This is a genomic window from Microbacterium longlingense (assembly GCF_058349825.2).
This window is the reverse complement of sequence record NZ_JBYRJA020000002.1, coordinates 24,819-50,832: the sequence shown is the minus strand read 5'-3', so window position 1 is coordinate 50,832 and position 26,014 is coordinate 24,819. Positions and strand designations below refer to the sequence as shown.

Sequence of the window (26,014 nt, the reverse complement as noted above, 5' to 3'; positions counted from 1 at the left end):
CCGGACGCCCTCCGTGTGCACGGCACCTCCGGGGTCATCGGTCGAAGGGCTGACGGAAAGCGCTATCCTCCCTTCATGGGATTTCCTGTCGAACCCAGCACCGCCCACGAGGTGCCTCCGAACAAACCGCGGGGCCAGGTCGTGATCGCGAGCGGCACCGGCCCCTACGGCGACCCGTGGCACCGGTTCGACGAGACCAGCCTGGCTATCGGCGCGCTCCTCATGGCGGACGGGTTCACGGTCTCGATCGACGACGACGTCGATCGTGCGACACGAGGCCTCGACGGCGCAGATCTTCTCGTCGTCAACGCCGGCGATCCCTGGCGCAGCTCCGCCCCTGCACGGCCGCCGATCGCCTCGGTCCGGGGTCTCGCGGCCGCGATCGACCGTGGCATCGCGATCCTGGCGATGCACGCTGCGGTAGGGTCGCTGCGCGGATACCCGGAGTGGGGTGCCGCCATCGGAGGTCTCTGGATCCCCGGCGCTTCGTTCCACCCTGACGCCGGTCCGGCACGGATCCGCCCGGCTCCCGGTGCCACCGCGGTCCGCTTCGACAGCTTCGACAGCTTCGAGGTTCATGATGAGCGCTACTGCGGACTGCAGTTCATCGGCGATCGACAGGTCGTCGCCGAGCACGACGGCCCCGACGGCGTAGAGCCGACCGCGTGGGTACGACGCTTCGGGAGATCGCGCATCGCCGTCGACGTACTGGGGCACGACCCGGGGTCGTTCGAATCTGATGGGCATCGCGAGCTCCTGCGCGAACTCGTGCGCTGGCTGGCACCCGACAGTGACCGCTGACCGTCTCGGCGCAGGCTTGGGTACCCTGTCGGCCATCGCGCGCGACAGGTGAGCGCTCCGGCGCTCCGGCTCGGTATCAGGCGACCAAGGAGGCAGCATGGTGGGGGCGGCACGACGGGATGCGATCCTGCGGGAGCTCGAGATGCGGGGAGCTTTGTCGAGCGCATCACTCGCGGGACGACTGGGGGTCTCCGCCATGACGTTGCGGCGCGACCTGGACGAGATGCAGCGTCGGGGGCTCCTCATCCGGGTACACGGCGGCGCCGTGTCGGTCGCCGTCGCGCAACAACAGGAGACCGGAACAGCCATTTCCCCCGACCGATCCGTCCGGTCCTCGCGTCCGGTCGCGACGATCGGGATGATCGTGCCCACCACCGGCTACTACTTCCCTGACATCATCCGCGGCGCAAATCGCGCTGCCAACGAGTTCAACTGCCGTCTCGTGGTTGGTGCGACGAACTATTCACCCGAGGAAGAGTTGCGACAGGCGCGACGGCTCATCTCCGGCGGCATCGATGCGCTCATGATCACCCCGCACGACGCGATCACCGCAGCCTCGCCTCTGCGGGCGCTCCTCGAATCCGCACGGATCCCGATCGTGTTCGTCGAGCGCGCCGTCGAGGACGACAGCGCAGGCGGGCTGGACTGGGTCCGCTCCGACCACGCATACGGAGCCGCCCTTGCCGTGCAGCATCTGAGTGCGCAGGGTCATCGCCGCATCGCGCTCGCCACCCGGCCCGCGGCAACGGCGACGAGCCTGCGCGAGGGGTTCGAGCGAGCGACGGGACAACTCGGCATCGACGCGCATTCCTTGCGCCGCGTCCTGTCCACGCCACCGATCGGTGAAAGCGTGACCGGGCCTGAGCTGGAGGACCTTCTCAGCGACTGCATCGCAGCCGACGTGACCGCCGCCGTTCTCCTGGGTGACGCCGATGCGATGGCTTTCACCGACCGCGCGCTCGAGCGCGGCCTGCGAATTCCCGAACAGTTCGCGGTCGTCGCCTACGACGATGAGGTCGCTGCGCTCGCGCGCGTACCGCTCACGGCGGTGGCGCCCGCCAAGCACGAACTCGGGCACGCCGCCCTGCGGCTCTGTGTCGATCGGCTGCGCGAGCCCGCGGGCGCCTCGCACCGGATGGTCCGCATGCTGCTCCTGCCCACCCTGGTCGTGCGGGACTCGACCGTGCGCCTGGCGTGATGTGCGTTCTTGTTCGTTTGAGCTCCTGGGGGTTGCCGAGCCGACAACCGCGGTCGGATGATCGGGACGCACGATTGCAGATTCAAAGGAGAACCGATCATGTCTCAGCGCCGCTTCGCCGCAGCCGTCCTCGCAACCGGCGCCCTCGTGGCCGGTTGCGCCCCGGCAGCTTCCGAGCCCTCTCCACCCTCGAGCGCGCCGACCGGGGAAATCACCTTCTGGTCGTCTCTGAGCGGCATGGCGGAGGTAGCGGCGGCGTTCAACGAGAGTCAGGACGCGATCACGGTGACATTCGAAGAGATTCCGAACGGCCAGAACGGCGGCTACACCAAACTGTCGGCCGCGATCACATCGGGAACCGGCCCGGATGTGGCTGGCATCGAATACGACCGCCTTCCTGGCTTCGTCGCCTCAGATCAGCTCCTCCCGGTCGACGGCTTCGTCGCGGGCGACATCCTCGAGGCATATGACCCGCAGGTGCGAGAGCTGGTGTCCTTCGCGGATGCCACCTACGCACTCCCCTACGACGCGCCGCCACTCGTGGTCTGGTATCGGCAGGATGTGCTCGATACCGCGGGCGTCGATGTTCCCACCACCTGGGCCGAGTTCGAGGAGGCTGCGCGCGCGGTCAAGGCCGTCGACCCTGATTCCTATCTCACCGCTTTCTTCACCAACGAACCTCAGCTGGCTCCGCTGTCATGGCAAGCCGGGGCCGAATGGTTCAGCATCGATGGCGATCGCTGGAAAATCGACATCAACGGCGCCGAGTCGATGGCCGTCGCCGACTACTGGCAGCGCCTCATCGACGAAGGCCTGGTGAAGGCGCAGCTCGGATTGAGCGACGAGTGGACCGCCGACCTCGCGAATGGCGTCATCAACAGCTGGGTCGGCGGCTCGTGGAGTGCGTCCGCGCTGAAGACGCGGACCGAAGGAGCAGGCCAGGCCGGCAAATGGATCGCGGCGGTCCCGCCGTCATGGGATGGGACACCAAAGGGAGCGCTCAGCGGCGGGACGAGCTTCGTCGTCACCAAGAACTCCGCGAACGCAGCCGCTGCGGCGGTATTCCTCCAGTGGCTGACGACGTCCCCAGAGGCCGTGGAAGCCCGCGGCGCCGTCGGCACCGCATACCCCGCCTTCCCCGGGCTGAGCGACGTCGCAGCCTCCGTCGCGCCCGTCGACTACTACGCCAACGACATCTATGCCGTCTTCGACGAGGCGTCCGAGCACCTCGGTCCGTGGGCTTGGGGCCCGAGCTACGAAACCACGGGGTCCGCGCTGAAGGAGACCGTGACGACGGCATCCACGCTCACCGCAGCGTTGGAGCGAACGCAGAACGCCACCGTCGACGCGCTGGCCTCGCTCGGCCTCGAGATCTCCGAATAGCCACCCGACGATCGTCAGCAGAGTCGGTCGCACCGCCGCCGGCACTCCACGGAAGGGTCCAGAATATGGCTCTGCGCATACGCGCCAGCGAACCACCGCTGAGTCGCCGAAGCATACCCGGCACCGGCGGTCGTTCAGCAGCGATCTTCCTCATCCCGTTCCTGTCCATCTTCGCGATCACGATGATCGCACCGATCGTCTATGCGATCGGCATGAGTCTCTTCGCAGAACGCCGTGGCGGGCTCGGATTCGGCGATGCGACGATCGAGTTCGTCGGGGTCAGCAACTACCTCGACGTGATGTCGGATCGAGCGTTCCTGGAGGGCTTCGGCAGGCTCGCCGCGTACTGCCTGCTCTACGTGCCGACACTGCTCCTGACTGCACTGCTGCTCGCGCTGCTGCTCGACGCGAGTGTGAGCTACGCGCAGCGTGCGTTCCAGCTCCTCCTCTTCCTTCCCCACGCCGTGCCCGGGGTGATCGCAGCTCTGATCTGGGCCTACCTCTATACGCCCGCGGTGAGCCCGATCGTCAAGGGTCTCGCTTCCGGCGGGATAGCGATCGATTTCCTCTCGGTGCAGCTGGTGCTGCCTTCGATGGTGAACATCGCGGTGTGGGAGTGGGCGGGGTACAACGTCATCATCCTGTTCACCGCGCTGCAGACGGTGCCGCGCGAGATTCTGGAGGCCGCTCGGGTCGACGGCGCCGGTGAGATCCGCACCGCATTCTCGATCAAGACACCGCTGGTGTGGCCTGCGCTGGGCGTCGCCCTGCTCTTCACCGTCATCGGTTCGCTGCAGTTGTTTGCGGAGCCGAAGATACTGTCGTCGGCGACGACCGCTGTCACGGAGACGTGGGTGCCGAACATGTGGGCATACCATGCCGCCTTCAACCGCAACAACTTGCCGCAGGCGGCGGCCGCCTCGATCATCCTGGCCCTCCTTGCCGGTCTCCTGTCGTGGGCTGTCACTCGATTCACCGCCAGGGAGCGCACCTGATGGACACCGCACTCGAGGCGTCCCCAGGCACCGTCGCGGCGTCCGGGCCCCGCCTGACGCTCGACGGGCAGCGCGCCCGCAAGCACAATCTCCGCAGACTGCCCGCGATTGCGAGCGTCAACGGCCTGCTCCTCGTCGGCACGGCCTATATGATTCTGCCCCTCCTGTGGCTCGTGTTTGCAGCGACAAAAGACACGAAAGGCCTCTACTCGGGCAACGTGTTCAGCTTCGGGGACGCGTTCCTGTCGAACCTCCGACAGCTGTTGGCACAGGATGGCGGGCTCTTCGTCCGCTGGTTGGCAAACAGCATTCTGTATGCCGGGATCGGCGCTGTCGTCGGTGGCTTCATCGCGCTCATGGCGGGGTACGCGTTCGACAAGTTCGCGTTCCGTGGCAAGGGTGCATGGTACGGGGCGGTGCTCGTCGGCGTCCTCATCCCCAACACAGCCACGGTGATCCCGCTCTATCTGCTTGCCGCGGCCGCCGGAATCACCAATACGTTCTGGGCCGTCGTCATCCCGACGCTCTGCAACCCGTTCAGCGTCTACCTCGCCAGGGTGTTCAGCGCCGGCTACATCCCCAACGAGACGTTGGAGGCGGCGCGCGTCGACGGCGCCGGCGCGGTGCGCACCTTCGTCTCGGTCGGTTTCCCGATGCTGGCTCCGGGGTTCGTGACGATCGCGTTGTTCCAGTTCGTGGCCATCTGGAACAACTTCATGCTCCCCCTCATCATGCTGCAGAACCGTGACCTGTTCCCCGTCAGCGTCGGCATATTCCTCTGGCAGAGTCAGGTACAGCAGAATCCGGGATTCGCAACCCTCGTCATCGTGGGGTCCTTCGTCTCGGTCGTTCCGCTGCTGATCGCGTTCGTGATGCTGCAACGTTTCTGGCGCTCGGGGCTGACGGCCGGGAGTGTCAAGTGACCGGCCGCAAGCGAGTCGCGTTCGTCATGTCGGAGTCCGTTCTGCCGCGGATGTTCCCGGCCGAACGGAAAGCGGCGTTCGCGGAGGTCGCCGATATCGCCGGTTTCCTCCACGAGTACGAGTCGGACGCCGCACACGACGTGCTCGCCTCGGTCGATGTCCTGATCACCGGCTGGGGCGCTCCGCGCATGGACGCGGCTGCGCTTGCCGCCACTCCACGTCTGGAGGCGATCCTGCATTCAGCAGGTTCGGTGAAGGCCTACGTGACGGAGCACGTGCTGGACCGGGGCATCCGCATCAGCTCTGCGACCACGGCGAACGCGATTCCGGTGGCGGAGTACACCGTCGCGATGATCGTCCTCGCCAACAAGGGCGTGTTGCCCATCGCCTCACGCTACCGTTCGCTGCGAAGCAGTTTCGATGTCGAAGCCGCGGTGCCGGGAATGGGTAACTACCGCAAACGCGTGGGAATCGTCGGGGCCTCGACCATCGGCCGCAAGGTCATCGAGCTCCTGCGATCGTACGCACTTGAGGTGGTCGTTTACGATCCGTTCCTGGATCACGCGGAGGCGGCCGTCCTGGGTGTCGAACCGCTCGATCTGGATGAGCTCCTCGCTACCTCCGATGTCGTCTCCCTTCACGCTCCTTCTCTCCCCTCCACCGAGAACCTGCTCAACGCGCACCGCGTCGGCCTCATGCGCCACGGCAGCACCCTGATCAACACCGCACGCGGAGATATCGTCGACCAGGATGCGCTCACCGCGAGGCTCCTGCACCAAGAGCTCTACGCCGTGCTCGATGTCACGGTGCCGTGGATTCTCGACGCGGATCACCCCCTCTTCCGGTCCGATCGCGTCCTGCTGACGCCTCATATCGCCGGCTCCCTCGGAACCGAACTGCGCCGGCTCTCCGAATCTGTGCTCGATGAACTGCGCCGCCTCACTGCCGGGCTGCCGCTTGCTCACGAGGTGGAACGGGGGCGCTTCGCGATCACCGCATGAGAGCGCAGCACCACTGCCGAGCCGATGATCATCAGGCGAGCGCGCGCCCGAGGAACGCGACCAGATCCCGCAGCGCCTCGGCCTCGACCCGGTGCGGCGCGATGGTGTGCGTCATCGGATAGCGCCGGTAGGCCGCCTGGCCGCCGCCGGCCGCCACCGCATCGCAGAACATCTCCGCTCCGCGCGCCACCTCGTCGTACGCTGCGACGACAGCGAAGACCGGCGGCATTCCCGGAAGCACACGCGCACGAGCAGGCGATGCCCACGGATCGTCGAGGCCGACGACATCACCGAGATACGTGCCGATCTGCCGCAGGCGACTCCCCCACGCCTGCGGATCCCCGCGGAACGGACCCCGGGAGAGATCGAGCGATGGGACGACGAGCCCGAGCGCGGCGAGCGGCGGGTCCCCCGCGCGCATCGCGTCGGCCCGCACCGCGTTCACCGCGGCGCTCCCTCCGGAAGAGGTGCCGACGACCCCGATCCGGGCGGGGTCGATGCCCAGCTCGGTCGCCCGGGATCGGACCAGATCGATCGCCATCAGCGCATCGACCACCGGCGCAGGGAACGGATGCTCCGGGGCGAGCCGGTAGTCCACGTCGATGACCACCGCGCCGAGACGATCGACGAGGCGACCGATGAGCACCCGGTCCAGCGCGCTGCTCAGCTCTCCGCCCCCCATCCAGAACGCGCCACCGTGCAGCAGGAGGACGGCGGGGGCAGCCGTGCCGCAGCGCACGCCGGAGGTGATCCGCAGCGTCACCTCGGTCGTCGGCTCGCCGCAGGCGGCCGGGGGGCCCAGCGGCACACGGCCCTCCAGCGCGGGCACCAGGTCGTGCAGCTGGAGTCCGGTCGGCACGGGATAGCTGACCAGGGTCCGTTCCCGGCGCAGCGTTTCGTGGTCGTTCCGGCGCTCATCGTCCCGACGCTCTGCGGCCGCGTGCGCGTCGAGCACCGCGCGTCGTCGGAGCGCGAGCGCGTCGTGCTCCTGGCGCGCCCGTTCCAGCTCGCGCAACCAGGCCTGGCGCGCCTGACCCGGTCGTGGCGTGTACGGCGGCTCGGGCAGCGGAGCGCCGCCGGCGTCGGCGACGACCGCATCGACGAGGGCACGCAGCTCGGAGGGCAGATTCACGTGGTCGTCCCGCGCACGAGCGTGGGGGTGAGCATGACCCGTTCCACCGGCTGTTGCGGATCCCGCATCAGGGCGAGCAGCCGGGTCGCCCCGATCCGCCCGGACTCCACGAGCGGCTGATGGACGGAGGTCAGCCCGAGCGCCTCGATCAGGGGCCCGCCGTCCCAGCCGACCACGCCGACCCGGTCCGGCACAGCGACGAAGTGTTCGCGCAGGCCGGCGACCACGCCGGCCGCGAGCGTGTCGTGCCCGGCGAGCACCCCTACCCTGTCCCGCGAGGCGAGTGCGGCGATGGCCCCCGCGGCCGCCCGTCCTGCCGCGACGTCGCCCGCACGCGCTGTCATGAGCTGAATCCGGTCGGCCGGCACCCCGGCCTCGGTGAGCTCTTTGACGAACGCGTTCGCGCGTCGCATCGCCGGGGAGATGTAGTCGTTGGATCGCTGCCCTTCTGTGATGTAGACGAACCGTTCATAACCGCACTCGGTGAGATGCCGAGCGGCCGCTCTGGCGCCGACGTCCTCGTCGAGCACCACGCTGGTGAACTGCGGATGCCGTGAGTCGACGAGCACCGTCGGCAGCTCGCGCGTCCGCAGCCGATCCGCGAGGCCGACGTCTACCGGCACGCCCATGATCATGAGTCCATCGAGCTCGACTGCGATCGGCAGCGTCACCAGCCGCGGGGACGGAGACCTGCTCGCTGAGGGGTGATCGTAGATGATCGCCTCGATATGGTCGGCATCGAGCACCGGGAGCATGCCGCGGGTGCGATCGGCGTAGGACGGGTGCGTGGTGAAGGGCGCGATGATGCCGATACGCTCGCGACGGGTGCGTGCGCGGTGTGCTGCGATCGCATGCGGGATGTATCCCAGTCGGTCGGCGGCCTCCAGGACCCGTGTGCGCGTCTGGGCGGCGACCCTGGTGGGCCGGTTCATCGCGTTGGAGACGGTCGCGATCGACACCTCGGCGGCGCGCGCGACGTCGTGGATGGTCACTCCCCTGCTCATACGACGTACCGTACGACAGCGCGGGACCGGCCGCGTTGCACCGTGGGATCTGGCAGCGGCACGGCGTCGAGCAGCGAACGCGTGTAGGCGTGCTCCGGGTTGCTCAGCACAGCGGCCGTCGTTCCGCTCTCGACGATGCGCCCCAGGTGCATCACGGCGATGTCGTCGCAGAAGGTGCGCACCACGGAGAGATCATGCGAGATGAACAGGTAGCCCACGCCCAGATCGCGCTGCAGGGAGGCCAGCAGCTCGAGCACCTGGGCTTGAACGGCCAGGTCCAGCGCACTGACCGGCTCATCGCAGACGATCAGTCGCGGCTCGAGCACGACCGCGCGCGCGATCGCGATGCGCTGACGTTGCCCGCCGGAGAACTGTGCAGGGAAGCGGTCGGCGGCGCTCGCGGGCAGCCCCACGCGCTCGAGCGCGGTCCGCACAGCGGACGACGCCGCGCGAGCGCTCATCCCGTGCGCGCGCACCAGCGGTTCGGACAGCGTGGAACCGATCGTCCGCACCGGGTTGAGTGAGCCGAACGGATCCTGGAACACGATCTGCACCTCGCGCGCCAGGGCGCGGCGACGCGCACGGCTGGTGCCGACCAGCTCCTCCTCGCCGAGGCGGATGCTGCCGGACGCCGGCTCGACCAGGCCGACGATCGCATTGCCGACGCTGGACTTTCCCGATCCGGACTGGCCGATGAGGCCGAGCGTCCGCCCCCGTCCGACGTCGAGATCGATGCCGTGGACCACGCGCGTCACCGCGGCCTTGCCCGCTCCGTCGCGCGATCGGTAGTCGATGCACAGGTTCCGCACCGTGAGCACGGCGGGCGTTTTGCCACGCAGCGGGGCCGCCGGCTGCCGCGCTGGATCGCTCTCCAGCATCGACAGGGTGTGCGGGTGCTCTGGCGCGGTGAAGACCGTCTCCACCGGGGCGGATTCGACGATACGCCCGTCGCGCATGACCATCACCCGATCCGCGATGTCGGCGACGACGCCCCAGTCATGGGTGATCAGAAGGAGCGCCATCTCGTCGTCGGCGTCGCAGAGATCGTGCAGCAGGGCGAGGATCTCTGCCTGCACGGTCACATCGAGCGCGGTGGTCGGCTCGTCCGCCACCAGAACCCGCGGCCGAGCGCTGAGCGCCGCGGCGATCACGACGCGCTGCGCCATTCCCCCGGAGAGCTGATGGGGGTAACGACGTGCGACCGCCGCGGGGTCATCGATGCGCACGCGCTCCAGGAGCTCGAGAGCGATCTGCCTGGCACGCGCCCTGGACACGTTCTGGTGGAGCCTGACCAGCTGGGCGAGCAGATCCCCGACGCGCTTGTTCGGATCCAGCGAGGGCTGCGGATCCTGCGTGATGTATCCCAGGGTCTCGGCGCGCAGCCGGCGCAGTTCCTCCGGTCTGCGGTCGTCCAGATCGACGCCGGCGATGGTGATGCGCCCGCCGGCGCGTCGCAGTCCGCGCGCGAGGCCGAGGATCGCCAGCGCTGTCACGGACTTGCCAGAACCGGACTCGCCCACCAGGCAGAGCCGCTCCCCCGTGTGCAGCGCGAACGCGACGTCCTCGACGATGGGCACCGGCCCGTCGGTGCTGTCGAGCACCATGGTGAGGCCGTCGACGGTGAGCACCGCCGTCGACGACGATGACGCGGCCGACGCGGGCTGCGATGTGCGCCGCCCCTGCTCGGTCCGGTGCACCGCTTTCCGCGCCCGGCGACGGACCCCGCCACCACCGGTCCACTGCTCGGCCACGGCGTCCCGCAGAGCGTCGCCGATGAGGGTCAGGGCCACCACCGTGATGATGATCGTGCCGCCGGTGGGAACGAGCAGCCAGGGCGCGCGGGTGATGTTCTCGCTCGCGGTCTGCACCATGTTCCCCCAGCTGGGGTTCGGCAGGGCGACACCGAACCCCAGGTATCCGAGCCCGGTCTCGGTCATGATCACCGCGCCGGCGAAGATCGTCGCCTGGACGATGATGGGCCCCGCCAGGCGCGGGAGGACGTGGCGGAGGGTGATCTGCGTCTCCGACAGGCCCATCACGCGCGCCCCGCTGATGTACAGCTCCTCCCGGACGGCCATCGTGGTGGCTCGCACGACGCGCAGAAGCAGCGGAGAGGTGAGGATGCCGATGGCCAGCATGGCGAAGGTCATGTTCCCCGGGACGATGGAGAGCATCACCAGCAGGATGATGAAGCTGGGGACGCTCATGAGCAGCTCCGCTCCCCGGACGATCACGCCATCGACCCAGCCACGAGACATTCCCGCGACCAGGCCGAGCCCGGTACCCAGCACGAGGAACACGCTGAGCGCCTGCACGACGCCGAGCAGCGTCGAGCCGCCGCCGTGCAGGAGACGCGAGAGGACGTCCCGGCCGAGGCCATCCGTTCCCAGCGGGTGAGCGGCCGAGGGACCCTGCAGGACATTCGTGAGGTCTTGCGCGAACGGCGAGTACGGTGCGATGAGCGGCGCGGCGACCAGGGCGGTCACGATCACCAGCAGGATGAGCAGGCAGATGACGAACTGCGGGCGCCGCAGCAGCCGTCGCCAGAGCGGCGTCATCACGCGCAGATCGCGCGCCGGCCTCGCCGGGGAGTCCTGCGGCGGAGCGGCGATGGCCGGTGCGTCGGTCATGACGATTCCTTCACGTTGAGTCGGCCGTATGCCAGCTCGACCAGGAGGTTGGTGACGATGATGACGATCGTGAAAACCAGGGTGATCGCCTGCACGACGGGCAGGTCGTGCAGCAGCGTCGCGTTGACCGCGTATCCGGCGAAGCCGGGGATGACGAACACGCTCTCCACGAGGACGGTGCCCGAGGTCAGGCCGACCATCTTCATGCCGAGGATCGTGACGATCGGCACCGCGGCGCCGCGCAGGGCATGCCCCCAGAGCAGTCGCCGCTCGCTCACGCCGTGCGCGCGCAGCAGCATGATGTGCGGCATCGCGAGCTGCTCGGCGACGGCGTCACGGGTCTGCTTGGCCAGGAGGGCCGTGCCGCCCAGCGTGAGGGTGATGATCGGCAGCAGCATGTGCTGCATCCAGGGGCCGACGCCGTCGACCAACGGGGTGTAGCCGCTGGTCGGCAGCAGCCGCAGCTGCACAGCGAAGACGGCAGACAGGACGAGCCCGATCCAGAAGCTCGGCACGGCCATACCCAGCACGCTGCCGATGTCTGCGGCCTTTCCGATGACCCCGGGCCGCGAAGCGCCGAGGACGCCCAGGAGGATACCCAGCACGGATGCGCACACGAAGGCCCCGAGCATGAGGGCGAGAGTCGGCTCGATCCGGTCGGCCAGGATCTGCGTGACAGGCACACCGCTGACGACGGACCTGCCGAGATCGCCGTGCAGCAGGCCGGTCAGCCACCGTCCGTACTGCTCGAGCACCGGCAGGTCCAGGCCCAGCTGACTGCGTACCTGTTCGTAGCGCTCGACGGATGCGGTCGGGCCGACGATGGCCCGCGCCGCATCCCCCGGGGTGAGGGAGATCAGGACGAACGTCAGCATCGAGATCACGAAGAACAGCAGGATGCTCGTGATGAACCAGCGCACGAGTCTTCGAGCCACGGTAGCTCCCTTTCTTTGTGTCCGGGGCGGACGGGCGCGATGGCCCACCCGTCCCGGACGTCGTTCACAGAGCAGGACGCAGGTCGATGAGCGGCGTCTGCGGCCGTCCCGCGCTCACCTGCAGCGGCGCGATCGCGTCGCCGGCGTAGTAGAACACCGGCGCGAAGACCACGGGCGCGAACCAGGCGTCCTCCACCAGCTCCCGCTGGATGGTCTCGAAGTGGGAGACCGCGTCCTCCGGCGTGGCGACGAGAGCCGCCTGCAGCTCGGCGTCGATCGTGTCGCTCTGCGTCCCGAGCGGGTTGAACACCGCCTGGGGGCCGAACAGCCCGTCGTACTCCATCGGCATCGGCTGCGAGCCGTAGCCGACGACGGCCATCGGGAACTGCCCGGAGGTCATCGCCGTGAAGTAGTCCGCGCCGGATCGAGCATCGATCGTGACGGCGATCCCCACGTCGGAGAGCTGTTCAGCGATGACCTGCGAGATGAGCGCCGCCGCTTCCACCGTGGCCGACACGAGCGTGACGCTGAAGCCGTCCGGGTACCCGGCCTCGGCCAGCAGCTGCTTCGCCCGGTCGCGGTCGATCGCGTAGTGGCCCTCGAGGTCCGACACATAGCCGGGCTCGCCCGGCACGACCGTCTGCTCGGTCGGGAACCCGAAGTCGCCCAGCAGTGCGTCGGAGATGGCTTCGCGATCGATCGCATAGTTGATCGCCTGCCGCACCCGGACGTCTCCGAGCGGGGTTCCCAGCGTTCCGTCGCGGTCGAGCAGGCTGAGCCCATAGAAGATGGTCGGCGACGAGAGCACCTGCAGGCCAGCGTCGGCCGCGGCAGTCGCGGTCGTCAGGTCTCCGACGGCGTAGTCGAACTCCCCGGCGCGGATCGCGTTGAGGCGCTGCTCGGCGTTGTCGACCACGGTGATGACCACCTGATCCCAGTGCTGTGCCTCCGGGTCCCAGTAGTCATCGCGTGCGATGTAGGTATATCGCGATCCGGCCACGGTCTGCGACGCATCGAGCACGTACGGGCCGGCCCCGGCGGTCTGAGTGGCCAGGGCCTCCGGGTCGTTCTCGAGCGCTTGTGCCGAGACCACCATTCCCGCCACCCAGCGCTGCGTGAGGGCCTGGGGCGCGAGCGGGTGGGGCTCGTCCCAGGTGATGCGCACCGTATCCTCGTCGACCGCGGTGTATTCACCCCCGTTGATGAGCGTCGCGACGTTGCTGCTGCCCTCGTCGAAGTGCTTCAGGCTCGCCACCAGTGCATCAGCGTCCAGCACCGAGCCGTCCGAGAACGTCACGCCATCGCGAACGGTGATCTCGAAGACGCGGTTCTCCTCGTCCACGAATCCCCACTCCGTGGCGAGACCGGGTTCGAGCGTGCCGTCCTCCGCGACCCGGATGAGGGCGTCGTAGGCCGGCTGGGCGAACGCGCTCGTCGATTGCTCCATGTTCGCCGGATCGAGGCTGGTCGGCGGGGCGGCGAGCGCGATGCGCAGCGTCCCTCCCCGGCTCCCGTCCGCGTCGCCTGCGGTGTTGTCCTGGGCGGATGACGCGCATCCGGCCAGCGCTATCATCGCGGCCGTGACCGCTGCGGTGAATGCCAGTGTGCGTCGTCGACGATCGCTACGGGGCATGACGACCTCCTTGTCGTTACGGCTTCGGGTTGCGCCGCTGGGCAACGATCGGACGATCCCGATCAGCTGGCAGTAAAGCAGCGGCGGAACAGCCGTGTGAAGCGTTCGATGTAAAGCGTTTTACACGCCGGAGGCGGGGTCGACGACCGCGGGAAGGGGTTGTGAGGTCGAGCCGCGGACGAGGAGCGTCCCGGCGATCGTGATGCTGCGGACAACGGGAGCCGTGCCGGAGAGCATCCCGATGAGGAGGTCGCCCGCGGTGCGCCCGGAGTCGGCGAGAGGCTGGCTCACGGTCGTGAGGTCGAGCGCCTCGGCGAGGTCGGACCCGTCGTAGCCGGTCAGCGCGATGTCCCGACCTGGCTGGATCCCCGCAGCCAGCAATGACCGATGGATCCGGCCGGCCACGGCGTCGTTGCTGCAGGCCACCGCGGTCACCGGAGACCGGCGCAGGCGTTCGATGATCCCGGCGTCGGCGACGTGTTCGACGACCTCACCCCCGGCGGCGTGCAGCGCGCTGGTCAGCCCGGCGTGACGCCGCATCCCCGCCGAGACATAGGAGAAGGAGATCTGCCCCTCGTGGGCGAAGAGCACCTGGCGGTGCCCCTGCGCGACGAGGTGCTCGCCGAGCAGGCTGCCGCCGTGCTCGTCGTCCGAGACGATGCTCGGCAACGATACGCTCTCGGCGTCGACGACGACGACGGGCCGTCCGGACCGACGCAGGGCGTCCTGCACCTCGGCACCCAGGGGTACGCCCATCACGATCACGCCATCCAGGTCGTCGCGAACGGGCAGCGCGTCCAGGAGCGGCGCTGGCTGCGTGTTGGCCGCGGGGAGGTCGTGGACCACGACCTGGACTCCGTCGACGGAGCAGCGTTCCAGAACGCCGTCGAGGCGACGATAGTAGCTCGGGTACGACGAGAACGGGGCTGCGACGACGATGGTTCGCAATCCCCCTCTGCGGGAGCTCTCCCGCGTTCGCGAGCGATAGCCCACGGCCTCCGCGGCCTCCGCGACGCGTCGACGGGTCTCGGCGCTGACGCGGTGCGGGTGGTTGATCGCGAGCGAGACCGTCGAGATGCTCACACCGGCACGCGCGGCGACGCTGTAGATCGTCGGGTTCCCCGCGGCCGGCATGTGCTCATGGTAGCCGCAGCGCCGGGTGCTGTGATGCGCGCACGACGGGGCCGCCGCGGTGCGGCCACCATGCCGCGTCAGGGAGACATACATAACCGTCCGGTTGGTAGCCTATGATGACGGAAGAAGTTCTGCGCGGGCGCCGGCGCCCGCCGATCTCCCGACCGACTCGGAGGCCGCAATGACGCCGTACAACGTGCTCTGGATCTCGACCCACGACATCAACCCGCACCTGGGCTGCTATGGGGGTGTCTGGCCCGGGGCGGAGGAAGCCGTGACACCGAACCTCGACCGCCTCGCGAGCGAGGGCGTGCGCTTCGACCAGGCCTTCGCGACCGCTCCGGTCTGCGCGCCGTCGCGGTCCTCGATCATCACCGGCTGCTACCCCACCGCGATCGGCACGATGCACATGCGCTCGCGTGCCGTGCCCCCCGAGGAGGTGCGGCTGCTCCCGGACTACTTCCGTGATGCCGGCTACTACACGGTGAACAACTTCTTCACCGACTTCCAGATGGCGGTTCCGCCGACCACGTTCGACGACATCAGCCCGACCGCGCACTGGCGCAACCGGCCGGACCCCGACATGCCGTTCTTCGCGCAGTTCCACGGCAGCATCACGCACGAGTCGCAGATCTACCTCCCCGACGACGAGTTCGCGCAGGCCACCGCGCACGTCGCCGCGGCCGACCGGCACGACCCGGACGCGGTCACGGTGCCGCCGTACTACCCCGACACCGAGGTGTTCCGCACGGCATGGGCGCGCTACCTCGATCTGATCACGGAGATGGACCACTGGGTGGGCGGGATCCTCGATCAGCTCGACGAGGACGGGCTGGCGGACTCCACGATCGTGGTGTTCTGGAGCGACCACGGCGTGGGCATGCCGAGAGCCAAGCGCTGGGCGACGGAGTCCGGGCTGCGCGAGCCGCTGCTCATCCGGTGGCCGGGCGTGATCGCCCCCGGCACCGTCTCTCGCGACGTGGTCAGCCTCATGGACCTGGCGCCGACGACCCTGGCCGCGTGCGGTCTCGCGGTGCCGGAGCATATGCACGGAACCACCCTCCTGGACGACGAGCACCGCCTGCGCGAGGAGCCGCACACCTACGTGTTCGGCGGCCGCGACCGCATGGACGAGCAGGAGGACACCACGCGCACCGTGCGCGACCACCGTTACCGGTACATCCGCAACTACCACCCGGACCGATCGCCGATGCAGTACTGCTACTACCCTGACCACTACGCCACCTGGGGCGAGCTGCGCAGGATCCGCAAGCAGGAGGCCGCAGAGATCGGCGCTGGCCGAACACCGGCGGCCCTCACTCCGCTGCAGCGGAGCCTCGTCAGCGCCACCAAGCCTCCGCGCGAGCTCTACGACATCGAGCGCGATCCGCACGAGCAGGTCAATCTGGCTGAGGACCCGGCGTACGCGGAGATCGCGGAGCGGATGTCGGCGGCGCTCGACGGCTGGCAGCACGAGGTCGGCGACCTGGGACTCGTGCCGGAGGAAGACCTGCTGGAGCAGTGGCGGCCCGGTGGGCAGCCGCGAACCACGGCAGCACCACAGGTCGTGCGGGAGGGGCGCTCCCTCGCGATCGCGTGCGACACTCCCGGCGCCGTGATCGGCTGGACCCTCGACACGATGCCGGAGGAGGCCCCGGTGCCTCCCGAGTACGCTGCATGGTTCGACATGCTCGGAATCGAGCGCGACGGCCGTTCCTGGCACCTCTATCGGGAACCGGTCGAGGTCCCGGCGGATCACAGCGTCACGGTCAAGGCGTGGCGGATCGGCTTCGCCCCGAGCGAGGAGATCGTGGTCCGATCATGACCGCCGGGTTCAGCGCCCTCCGGCATCGCGTTGCTACTGTGTTCGAGCAGCACCGGACGAATCAGGAGGGGGCACCGTGAGGCTGGGCAGCACGACCGACCAGGGGCAGGCGAGCCGCAACGCGATCCTCGATGCAGCGCTGGCCGAGTTCACCACCAAGGGCTTCCGGTCGTCGTCGCTGAACGCGATCGCCCAGCGCGCCGGCATCACCAAGGCCGGGCTCCTCCACCACTTCCCCTCCAAGCAGGCGCTGCTTGGCGCTGTTCTCGCCGAGCGCGCTGCGCTGCGCAGAGCCGGGCAGACGACCTCCAGCGACACCCCGTTCTTCACCACGATCCAGCGCACCGTGGAGGAGAACCAGCGCGACCGCTCCTGGCCGCGGTTCTTCACGATCATGGTCGCGGAGGCGTTCACCGAGACGCACCCCGCGCTGGACACCCTCCAGGCCCGGTACGCCGCGGTCATGGGCGGGGCGCAGACCACGCTCGAGGAGGAGTTTCCGAACGCCGATCCCGAGCGCGTTCGTCGCGCCGTGTCCCTCACGATGGCCGTGCTCGACGGTCTGCAGATCCAGCTGCTGCTGAACGAGGAATCCTTCGACATGCGGGAGATGATCGCGGAGTACATCGACGCGATGGGCGCACATCTGCGCGACTCCCTCCGGGAGTAGTCGCCCCGGCGACGCTGCGCCCGCCGGCGCGATCGCATCGTCTCGCACGGCCCGGGTGCTGATCGCCGCGGGCGCTTGGTCGCGCCGCGGCGCGACGTGCCGGCGTGCCCACCGCCTCCGGCGCGCTCCTCGTGCCCGGGTGCGCTGGGTCATGATCCCCGGTGCTGACCCGTTCTCGGCGGGACGGAACGGATCTCTTGCATACCCTACCTGCCGGTTGGTAGTGTTTGCGCACGGTCGCACAGCGGCCGAACACAGCCCACATCATCCAAGGGAGCATGATGGCTCGTATCTCAACGTTGGCCGCGCTTGTCGCGGCCGTGGTCCTCCTCGCGGGCTGCGCCGCCGGGACGCCGGGTCCCGGCGCAGACGAAGGCGCCGGCGCGACGCTCGTCCAGGGCGCCCAGCTCGACAACAACTCCTTCGACACCGCAGAGCTCGAGATCGGCAACCGCGTCCAGTACTGGCAGCCGGTCTACGACACCCTGCTGAAGCTCACGCCCGACGCCGAGGTCGAGGCCAACATGGCGACAGCGTGGGCGTACAACGACGACAACACCGTGCTCACGCTCGAGCTCCGTGACGACATCACCTTCACCGACGGCGAGAAGTTCGACGGCGAAGCGGTCAAGGCCAACATCGAGCACATCAAGGCCGGCGCAGGGCAGAACCAGTTCATGGTCGCCTCGATCGACGAGGTCGTCGTCACCGCGCCGACCGAGGTCGAGCTTCACCTGAGCGCGCCCAACCCGGCCCAGCTGAGCTACCTCGCCGTGGTCGGCGGGGCGATGGCCTCCCCGGCGGCGATCGAACGCGGCGACCTCGCCGCCAACCCGGTCGGGTCCGGACCCTATGTCTTCGACGCCGCCGGCTCCGTTCCCGGAACGAGCTACTCCTACACCCGCAACGCCGACTACTGGAACGCCGACGCGTTCCCCTACGACACCGTCGTCGTCCGTCCCTACGCCGATGTCACGCCCCGCCTGAACGCGCTCAAGAGCGGCCAGATCAACGGCGCCCTGATCAACCCGCAGACCGCGGCTGAGGCGCAGGCCGCAGGACTGGGCATCGAGACGCTCTCGATCAACTGGGCCGGCATCGTCATCGCCGACCGGGCGGGCACGATCGTCCCCGCCCTGGCCGACAAGCGGGTGCGGCAGGCGATCAACCTCGCCTTCGACCGCGAGGCCATCATCGCCAGCAGCATCTACGGCGGCTACGGCGAGAAGACCAGCCAGGTGTTCAACCCGCAGAGCCAGGCCTTCTCCCCCGCCCGCGACGAGGCTTACGGCTACGACCCGGAACGCGCCAGGGAACTGATGGCCGAGGCCGGCTACGCCGACGGATTCGACGTGACGATGCCGACCTTCCCCGGCACGGAGCCGCTGATGGCGTTCTACACGCAGCAACTCGCCGACATCGGGATCCGGGTGTCGACCGAGCTGCTGCCGGCGAACTCGGCGATCGCCGACCTGCTGTCCGCGAAGTACCCGATGTTCGTGTTCATGCTCGGTTCCGCGACAGCCTGGCAGGACATCCAGACCTGGGTGGCTCCGACCGCTCCGTGGAACATGTTCGGCGTCGAGGATCCGCAGCTGACCGCTCTCATCGCCGAGGCGCGCGACGCCGTCGACCCGGCCGAGCAGGATGCCGCCTTCCAGACCATCGGACAGTGGCTCGTCGACGAGGCGTGGTTCGCCCCCGTGCTGCGCCCGCAGAACATCTTCGCGCACGACGCCGCCACCGCGGTCGTCATGCAGGCGCAGAACAGCGTCCCCTCGCTGAGCGGGTTCTCCCCGGCGGACTAAGGCAGACGACGGGGCGGCCGCGTGCCGCCCCGTCCGTCACCGTGGCCACAGAGAGAAACGGGATCGGGTGTTTTCCTTCATCATGCGCAGGCTCGGCGCCGGGATCGTGATCGTGTTCGTGATCTCGATGCTGACGTACGGCCTGCTGTACTTCTCCTCCACCAGCATCGCGCGCAACATCCTCGGCGAAGCGGCCTCGAGCGAGCAGATCGCCCTCAAGGAGCAGCAGCTCGGTCTCGACCAGCCGCTTCCGCTCCGGTACCTGGGCTGGCTCCGCGACGTGTTCACCGGCGATCTCGGGTCGTCGTGGTTCACCGGCCAGGCCGTGACCTCGACGCTGCTCACGCGTCTGCCGGTGACGCTCGCGCTGGTCGTCTGCGCGATCCTCATCACCGCCGTGTGCGCCACCCTTCTCGGGATGGCCGCAGCCGTCCGGCGGGGCTGGGTGGATCGCGTCATCCAGGCCGGGGCGGTGATCGGTGACGCGATCCCCGGTTTCGTCCTGGCGATCCTGCTGGTGACGGTGTTCGCCATCGGGCTCGGCTGGTTCCCGGCGACGTCGACGATCGGGCCGGGCGGAGGCAGTGCGGCCTGGGTCGCCTCTCTCACGCTGCCGGTGATCGCCCTCGCGGTCGGTGCCGTCACTGCCGGTGCGCAGCAGATCCGCTCGGCCATCATCGCCCAGCGCGAGCGCGACTATGTCCGGACCCTGCGCAGTCGCGGCATCGGCGAGGGCGAGATCCTCTTCAAGAACGTGCTGCGCTCCGCCGCTCCGGCCGGCCTCACCGTTCTGAGCCTGCAGTTCATCGGCATGCTCGGCGGCACCGTGATCATCGAGCAGATCTTCGCGCTCCCCGGCATGGGGGCCATCGCGATCTCCTCGACGGTCCAGGGAGACATCCCCGTCGTGATGGGGGTCGTGATGTACACGGTCGTCATCGTCGTCATCGTCAATCTGCTGGTCGATCTCGCGAACGGCTGGCTCAACCCGAAGGTGCGTGTCGCATGAGCCAGGCCGCGGCCCAGACCCTGCCCGGTGCGTCCGGAGTCGATCGTCCGGCGCGCTCCCACCCGTTGCGCCGCCTGCTGCGCAACCCGCTCGGCGTGGTGGCGTTGGCCATCCTCGTGCTCGTGATCGCCACGGCTCTGCTGGCCCCGCTGATCGCGCCGCTCGACCCGAACTACGCCGATATCACCAAGACCCTCGCCCCGGCGGACGGCCACAACCTGCTCGGCACCGATCCTGCGGGTCGCGACGTGTTCTCCCGACTCGTCTTCGCCACACGGATCACGCTGCTCTCCGCGCTCCTCTGCGCCGCGGTGGCGATCGCGATCGGACTGCCCGCCGGGCTCCTCGCCGGCTACTACGGCCGGTTCTTCGACTCGGCGGCCAACTGGGTCGTCTCCATCCTGATGAGCCTGCCCGCCATCGTGATGCTGCTGACGACCCGGGCAGCACTCGGCCCGAGCGTGTGGGTGTCGATGATCGTCTTCGGCGTCATCATCAGCCCGGCATACTTCCGACTCACCCGCACCGCGGTGCGCTCCGTTCGCGATGAGCTCTACGTCGACGCCGCCCGCGTCTCCGGGCTCGGCGACGTCGCGATCATCGGCCGCCATATCCTCTCGGTGGTCCGCGCGCCGATCATCATCCAGACCGCCGCGATCACCGGTGTCGCCATCGGGATCCAGTCCGGCCTGGAGTTCCTGGGCCTCGGCGATCCGACCGTCCCGACGTGGGGCGCGCTGCTGGCGGTGGGGTTCGCGAACATCTACAACGCGCCCCTCCTGATGGTGTGGCCCGCGCTCGCGATCGGCCTCACGATCGGCGCGCTGGTGCTTCTCGGCAACGCGATCCGTGATGCGCTGGAGGACGCAGAGAAGGTGAAGCCGCGGCGGGCCGCGCGAAACCGCCCCGTCGCGCCGCAGTCGACCACGTCCGTGTCGGTCGTCTCCGAACCTCTCGTCACGGAGGACGCCGGTGAGCCGGGCCCCGATCGGATCGTGACCGTCTCCGGGCTGGCCGTCGGTTATCCGCGCCCGGACGGGAGCGTCGCGCGCGTGGTCGAGGACGTCTCCTTTCACGTCGACCGCGGAGAGGTCCTCGGCATCGTCGGAGAGTCCGGATCGGGGAAGTCCCAGACGGCGTTCTCCGTGCTCGGACTGCTCCCTCCCGAAGCGCAGATCGTCGCAGGCTCGATCGTGATCGACGGCCGCCCGACGATCGACCGTGCGACGGCGCGGATCGATCAGGCCGTCCTTGCGCCGCTGCGCGGCAAGCGCATCGCCTACATCCCGCAGGAGCCCATGTCGAACCTCGACGCGGCCTTCACCGTCGGCGCTCAGTTGATCCGCCCGATGACGAAGGTGCTCGGCATCGGACGCGGCGAAGCGCGCCGCCGCGCGATCGCTCTCCTCGAGGCCGTCGGCATCCCGGACCCGGCACGGACGATGGATGCGTACCCGCACGAGATCTCCGGCGGAATGGCGCAGCGCGTCCTGATCGCCGGTGCGATCAGCTGTGAACCGGACCTCATCATCGCCGACGAGCCGACCACGGCGCTGGATGTGACCGTGCAGGCCGAGGTGCTGGATCTCATCCGCGATCTGCAGAGCCGCCTCGGGGCTGCGGTCATCATCGTGACGCACAACTTCGGCGTCGTCGCCGACCTCTGCGATCGGGTGGCGGTCATGCAGACCGGCCGGCTGGTCGAGCAGGGGCCGGTGCGCGACATCCTCCGCGCGCCCCGCCACGCCTACACGCAGGCCCTCCTCGGTTCGATGCTGCGCGGCAAGGAGCCGATGACGATGCTCACCTCGGACGACCCGGCGCGCAGCGGATCGGACCATACCCGCGAGGAGCACAGCTGATGCCCGCACCCGATGCCCTTCTCACCGTCGACGCGCTCGACGTCACCTATCCGGGCACGAGCCTGCGCGCGAAGCCGTTCCGCGCGCTCACCGACGTGTCAATCGCGGTGTCCGCGGGCGAGACGGTCGGTCTGGTCGGCGAGTCCGGCTCCGGCAAGACGACCCTCGGCCGGGCGGTTCTCGGGCTGGCGCCGGTCAGCGGCGGAACGATCACGTTCGACGGCCAGGACATCTCGTATGCGGGACGTGAGCAGCGACGGCGGTTGAGCCGAGACATCCAGGTGGTGTTCCAGGATCCCTACACCTCGCTCAACCCTGCGCTGGAGATCGGCGACACGCTGGCCGAGCCCCTGCGCGCGCAGGGGATCAGCAGAGCGGACGCCGAGCGGCGGGTCCGCGAGCTGCTCGACAGGGTCCATCTCCCGGCCGACGCGGCCCGTCGCCTGCCCCGCGAGTTCTCCGGCGGACAGCGCCAGCGCGTGGCCATCGCCCGCGCGCTGGCGCTCTCCCCGCGCCTGATCGTCTGCGACGAACCCGTGTCGGCGCTGGACCTGACCACGCAGGCGCGCGTGCTCGATCTCTTCCTGGAGATCCAGCGCGACACCCACGTGTCCTATCTGTTCATCTCCCACGACCTCGACGTGGTGCGCCATATCAGCCACCGTGTCGCGGTGATGTATCGCGGCCAGATCGTGGAACAGGGAGATGCGGCGAAGGTCACCGCAGCGCCGGAGCATCCCTACACACAGTGCCTGCTCCTGGCCAGTCCGGTTCCCGATCCGGACGAGCAGGCCGCGCGTCGCACGGCGCGCCAGAGGCTCCGGTCGGCCGAGCCGCGGCGACCGGCGTAATTCCGCCGCGCGGCGTCGGGGAGCTCCTCCTCTCCGGCGCCGCGCGGCCCGGCGCGGCACGGCACGGCACGGCGCGGCACGGCACGATCGAACGGGCCACCCGCTTTCCGCCGTTCCCGCCCGGTGCGGACTCCGCCGCCAGAAAGACGACCCTATGCTGGTCTCCATCGAAGCTATTCGATCGAAGGAGATCCGATGCATCGCGAGCCAGACCCCCGCCTGCAGGCCGTCGAGGTGGCCACCCGCCCGGAGGAGACGCTTCCGGATGATCCAGCCGGGCGCCGTCGTGTGTCCGCGGCGAACGCGGAACGCTTCTTCGCCCTGTGGGGTGATCCCGCGCCTCCGACCGCCGCCGCGATCATCGACGTCCCCGTCGCCGGCCACCCCCCGGCCAGAGCACGCGTGCTCTGGCCGGCGGCAGAGCGTTCCTCCGCACCGGCCGGGCTGCCGGTCTTCCTGCTGTTCTTCGGCGGCGCCTTCCAGATGGGCTCGATCGATGATCCTGTCCACATCGCCCGCGGCTCCCGCATCGCCCATGAGGCGAACTGCATCGTCGTCCTCGGCTCCTACTCCCTGGCCCCCGAATCACGCTTCCCCACCCAGCCGGAACAGGCCTGCGCCCTGCTGGACTGGGTCGTGGCCCACGCGTCCGAGCTGGGTGGCTCCGCCGATCGCGTCGCGATCGGCGGAGCATCGGCCGGAGGCAACCTCGCCGCGGCGGCGACGATCATGCGCCGCGACCGCGGGGGTTCCCGGATCCGCCTGCAGATTCTCGAGTTCCCCGCGACCGATCTCACCGCCGCCTCCCTCGATACGCACGCCATCGCCCACGTTCCCGGTCTCCTCACCGAGCCGGTGCTGCGCTCACTGCATGAGACATACGCTGACCCGGCGCTGCATACGTCTCCGCTCGCCTCCCCCCTCTTCGCCGACCTGCACGACCTTCCCGACGCGCTCATCCTCACGGCGGAGTTCGACCCGCTGCGCGGCGACGGCGAGGCGTACGCGCACGCCCTGATGCGGGCGGGCGTGCCCACCGCATGCATGCGCCTGATCGGCCAGACGCACTTCGGGGCAGGACATGCCCGGTTCGTGCCCAGCGCGGCCCTCGCCCACGACGCGATCGTCACCGAGCTGCGCCGTCTGCACCAGCCGCCGCGCCGCTGGCAGACGATCGCAGAGGCACGACGCCCGGCGGAAGGCGCTGCTTCGGGGGTTGCCCCCTCCGGCGTCGACGGCTAGCGTCGAAGACATTCGATCAAAGCTCTTCGAGAACGCGGGAGATCCCATGACAGATCCGCTTTCGCTCGACTCCGGGATCACCTCCTGGCTGGAGCAGGCCGCAGCGCTCCGCGTGGCCGACGGTGCGCCAGGGCCAACGGCGCCGCTGTCGGAACAACGCGCCTACGCCAGGAAGGTCGCAGACGAGCTCGCAGAGCGGGGCTCTTTGCCCGTCGACCCGGACGCCGAGATCGGCGAGCTCACGATCCCCACGGCACTCGGCGACACCGCCGCGCGGGTCTACACGCGGCGGGGCGCCGGTGGCCCGCTGCCGACCCAGCTGTTCCTGCACGGCGGCGGGTTCGTGTTCGGTTCACCCCACGAGCAGGTCAACGATGCCGTCCTCTCCCGTCGCGCCACGCAGACGGGCATTCGGATCGTCTCCCTCGAATACGCATTGGCGCCAGAGCATCCCTACCCGGCGGCACGCGACCAGGCCGTCGCGGCGATGCAGTTCCTGGCGGGCGCCGCCGGGGAGCTGGACATCGATGCCGGGCGGCTCGGCATCGGCGGGAACTCCGCCGGCGCATCGCTGGCCGCGAGCGCTGCGCTCGTGCTCGCACGCGACCGTGCGGCAGCACCGCACCACGTTGCCCTCGAAGTCCCGGCCGTGTCGGTCTCCGAGCTCGAGCGACAGGCCGCCGACAACCCCGAGACCGCGGCCCAGCTCGCGGAATACCCGCACCTGCTGGAGATCTACGCACCGGCCAGGGACGCGGATGCCTTCATCGCGGACGCCGCGGACCTGAGCGGGTACCCGCCGACCCTGCTGATGCTCGCCGAACACGACCTCCTCCGCTCCGGCGGTGAGCTGCTCGCCCGCCGGCTGGAGGCGGCAGGCAGCGCCGTCGAGCTTCACGTGATGCCCGGACACGTGCACGGCTCACCGGGCATCACCGCCCTCTCACCGGCAGCGCGGGAGTGGCAGCAGACCGTCGACGATGCACTCCGCACGGCTTACGGCACGGCGGCTCCTCGCTAACGGCTCCCCTGGGCCCCTGGGCCGCCGCGCCGTCGCCGTCTCTCCGAACGCCGAGGTCGCGTGCCTTGGCACGGGGTCACCGTGGTCATGCGCGCTGCCGAAGAGCTCCGCCCTGCTGCGCTCAGCGCACCGCCTCCGCCCCCGCATCGCGCGGCGAACGCGGCAGGATGACCGGTGAGCCGGTGTCCGGGTCTGCGATGATCCTGGCGCGCAGACCGAACACCTGCTCGACGGTCTCGGCGGTGAGCACCTCGGTCGGTCGTCCCTGCGCCATGATCCGGCCGTCACGCATCGCGATGAGGTGGTCGGCGTACCGGGCCGCATGGTTCAGGTCATGCAGCACCGCGACGACCGTACGGTCGCCGTCACGCAGGCGGGCGATCAGATCGAGGATCTCGATCTGATGCGCGATGTCGAGGTAGGTGGTCGGCTCATCGAGCAGCAGGATCGGCGTCTCCTGCGCCAGGGCCAGGGCGATCCACACCCGCTGGCGCTGGCCCCCGGAGAGAGCGTCGACGTATCGCTCGGCGAGCGGGGAGACGCCGGTCGCCGCCATGGCCTCGGCGACAGCCCGGCGGTCATCTCGGCTCCACTGAGCGAAAACGGTCTGATGCGGATGGCGCCCGCGCGTGACGAGATCCGTCACCGTGATGCCGTCGGGAGCGAGGGGCGACTGCGGCAGCAGCCCCACCCGCTGCGCGACCTTCTTCGTCGGCAGTGCATGGATATCGGTGCCATCCAAGAGCACGGTGCCGCCGTCCGGACGCAGCAGCCGCGCGAGCACGCGCAACAGCGTGGACTTGCCGCAGGCGTTCGGGCCGATGATCGCCGTGAACGAGCCAGACGGAATCTGCACGTCGACGCCGTCGAGCACTTTCCCCAGGCCGTATCCGGCGATCAGGCCGCTCCCGGCCAGTTCCGGCCGCGCATCGCGAGACGTGGTCATCAACGTGTGGT

The 26,014-nt window shown here is 69.2% G+C and carries 21 protein-coding genes; 14 read left to right on the top strand and 7 right to left on the bottom strand.

The annotated features are described in order from the left end of the window. Positions 1–75: 75 nt before the first annotated feature. The 6 genes from AC3RXY_RS03185 to AC3RXY_RS03160 all read left to right on the top strand — a co-directional run bounded on the left by AC3RXY_RS03185 (position 76) and on the right by AC3RXY_RS03160 (position 6,301). The gene (locus AC3RXY_RS03185; RefSeq protein ID WP_491509452.1) at positions 76–801 is read left to right on the top strand and encodes a ThuA domain-containing protein; all 726 of its coding nucleotides are present in this window, start codon (positions 76–78) and stop codon (positions 799–801) included. A 97-nt stretch (positions 802–898) separates the two neighbouring features. Beyond that, positions 899–1,999, top strand: a complete 1,101-nt coding sequence (locus AC3RXY_RS03180; RefSeq protein WP_491509451.1) for a LacI family DNA-binding transcriptional regulator — start codon at positions 899–901, stop codon at positions 1,997–1,999. Positions 2,000–2,098: 99 nt separating this feature from the next. Further along, entirely contained in the window at positions 2,099–3,382 is a 1,284-nt protein-coding gene (locus AC3RXY_RS03175) for an ABC transporter substrate-binding protein (protein ID WP_491509450.1), read from the top strand. Positions 3,383–3,447: 65 nt separating this feature from the next. Continuing rightward, positions 3,448–4,377 (top strand): carbohydrate ABC transporter permease, encoded by a 930-nt coding sequence (locus AC3RXY_RS03170; RefSeq protein WP_491509449.1) that lies wholly within the window; start codon positions 3,448–3,450, stop codon positions 4,375–4,377. Further along, positions 4,377–5,300, top strand: coding sequence for a carbohydrate ABC transporter permease (locus tag AC3RXY_RS03165; RefSeq protein ID WP_491509448.1), 924 nt, complete (start codon positions 4,377–4,379; stop codon positions 5,298–5,300). The genes AC3RXY_RS03170 and AC3RXY_RS03165 overlap by 1 nt, the downstream gene beginning before the upstream one ends. Then, positions 5,297–6,301 (top strand): hydroxyacid dehydrogenase, encoded by a 1,005-nt coding sequence (locus tag AC3RXY_RS03160; protein WP_491509447.1) that lies wholly within the window; start codon positions 5,297–5,299, stop codon positions 6,299–6,301. The genes AC3RXY_RS03165 and AC3RXY_RS03160 overlap by 4 nt, the downstream gene beginning before the upstream one ends. Positions 6,302–6,332: 31 nt before the next feature. Here the strand turns inward: AC3RXY_RS03160 and AC3RXY_RS03155 are convergent, their stop codons facing one another. The 6 genes from AC3RXY_RS03155 to AC3RXY_RS03130 all read right to left on the bottom strand — a co-directional run bounded on the left by AC3RXY_RS03155 (position 6,333) and on the right by AC3RXY_RS03130 (position 14,769). Next, positions 6,333–7,433: an alpha/beta hydrolase fold domain-containing protein gene (locus tag AC3RXY_RS03155; RefSeq protein ID WP_491509446.1), complete on the bottom strand. Its 1,101-nt coding sequence runs from the start codon at positions 7,431–7,433 to the stop codon at positions 6,333–6,335. Further along, positions 7,430–8,437 (bottom strand): LacI family DNA-binding transcriptional regulator, encoded by a 1,008-nt coding sequence (locus AC3RXY_RS03150; protein WP_491509445.1) that lies wholly within the window; start codon positions 8,435–8,437, stop codon positions 7,430–7,432. Before AC3RXY_RS03150 ends, AC3RXY_RS03155 begins: the two co-directional genes overlap by 4 nt. Further along, on the bottom strand, positions 8,434–11,067 hold the full coding sequence (locus tag AC3RXY_RS03145; RefSeq protein WP_491509444.1) for a dipeptide ABC transporter ATP-binding protein: 2,634 nt from the start codon (positions 11,065–11,067) through the stop codon (positions 8,434–8,436). Before AC3RXY_RS03145 ends, AC3RXY_RS03150 begins: the two co-directional genes overlap by 4 nt. Next, the gene (locus tag AC3RXY_RS03140; protein ID WP_491509443.1) at positions 11,064–12,002 is read right to left on the bottom strand and encodes an ABC transporter permease; all 939 of its coding nucleotides are present in this window, start codon (positions 12,000–12,002) and stop codon (positions 11,064–11,066) included. The genes AC3RXY_RS03145 and AC3RXY_RS03140 overlap by 4 nt, the downstream gene beginning before the upstream one ends. A 64-nt stretch (positions 12,003–12,066) precedes the next feature. After that, the gene (locus AC3RXY_RS03135; RefSeq protein WP_491509442.1) at positions 12,067–13,635 is read right to left on the bottom strand and encodes an ABC transporter substrate-binding protein; all 1,569 of its coding nucleotides are present in this window, start codon (positions 13,633–13,635) and stop codon (positions 12,067–12,069) included. Between the two features lie 120 nt (positions 13,636–13,755). Beyond that, complete coding sequence (locus AC3RXY_RS03130; RefSeq protein ID WP_491509441.1) at positions 13,756–14,769, bottom strand: LacI family DNA-binding transcriptional regulator; 1,014 nt, start codon at positions 14,767–14,769, stop codon at positions 13,756–13,758. A gap of 181 nt (positions 14,770–14,950) precedes the next feature. Here AC3RXY_RS03130 and AC3RXY_RS03125 point away from each other — a divergent pair, with 181 nt between their 5' ends. The 8 genes from AC3RXY_RS03125 (at position 14,951) to AC3RXY_RS03090 (ending at position 25,057) form a co-directional block, all read left to right on the top strand. Then, positions 14,951–16,594 (top strand): sulfatase family protein, encoded by a 1,644-nt coding sequence (locus tag AC3RXY_RS03125; protein WP_491509440.1) that lies wholly within the window; start codon positions 14,951–14,953, stop codon positions 16,592–16,594. Positions 16,595–16,670: 76 nt separating this feature from the next. Next, positions 16,671–17,264 (top strand): TetR/AcrR family transcriptional regulator, encoded by a 594-nt coding sequence (locus AC3RXY_RS03120; protein WP_491509439.1) that lies wholly within the window; start codon positions 16,671–16,673, stop codon positions 17,262–17,264. Positions 17,265–17,545: 281 nt separating this feature from the next. Next, entirely contained in the window at positions 17,546–19,072 is a 1,527-nt protein-coding gene (locus AC3RXY_RS03115) for an ABC transporter substrate-binding protein (RefSeq protein WP_491509438.1), read from the top strand. 82 nt (positions 19,073–19,154) lie between these two features. After that, positions 19,155–20,081, top strand: coding sequence for an ABC transporter permease (locus AC3RXY_RS03110; protein ID WP_498224381.1), 927 nt, complete (start codon positions 19,155–19,157; stop codon positions 20,079–20,081). Continuing rightward, positions 20,078–21,943, top strand: coding sequence for a dipeptide/oligopeptide/nickel ABC transporter permease/ATP-binding protein (locus AC3RXY_RS03105; RefSeq protein WP_491509436.1), 1,866 nt, complete (start codon positions 20,078–20,080; stop codon positions 21,941–21,943). Before AC3RXY_RS03110 ends, AC3RXY_RS03105 begins: the two co-directional genes overlap by 4 nt. Next, entirely contained in the window at positions 21,943–22,794 is an 852-nt protein-coding gene (locus AC3RXY_RS03100) for an ATP-binding cassette domain-containing protein (RefSeq protein WP_491509435.1), read from the top strand. Before AC3RXY_RS03105 ends, AC3RXY_RS03100 begins: the two co-directional genes overlap by 1 nt. A 195-nt stretch (positions 22,795–22,989) precedes the next feature. Then, positions 22,990–24,036, top strand: a complete 1,047-nt coding sequence (locus AC3RXY_RS03095; protein WP_491509434.1) for an alpha/beta hydrolase — start codon at positions 22,990–22,992, stop codon at positions 24,034–24,036. 46 nt (positions 24,037–24,082) lie between these two features. Next, complete coding sequence (locus tag AC3RXY_RS03090) at positions 24,083–25,057, top strand: alpha/beta hydrolase (protein ID WP_491509433.1); 975 nt, start codon at positions 24,083–24,085, stop codon at positions 25,055–25,057. A gap of 121 nt (positions 25,058–25,178) precedes the next feature. Here AC3RXY_RS03090 and AC3RXY_RS03085 read toward each other — a convergent pair whose 3' ends face one another. Continuing rightward, positions 25,179–26,003 carry an ABC transporter ATP-binding protein gene (locus AC3RXY_RS03085; RefSeq protein ID WP_491509432.1) on the bottom strand — a complete coding sequence of 275 codons (825 nt, stop codon included), beginning with the start codon at positions 26,001–26,003 and terminating at the stop codon, positions 25,179–25,181. Positions 26,004–26,014: the final 11 nt, after the last annotated feature.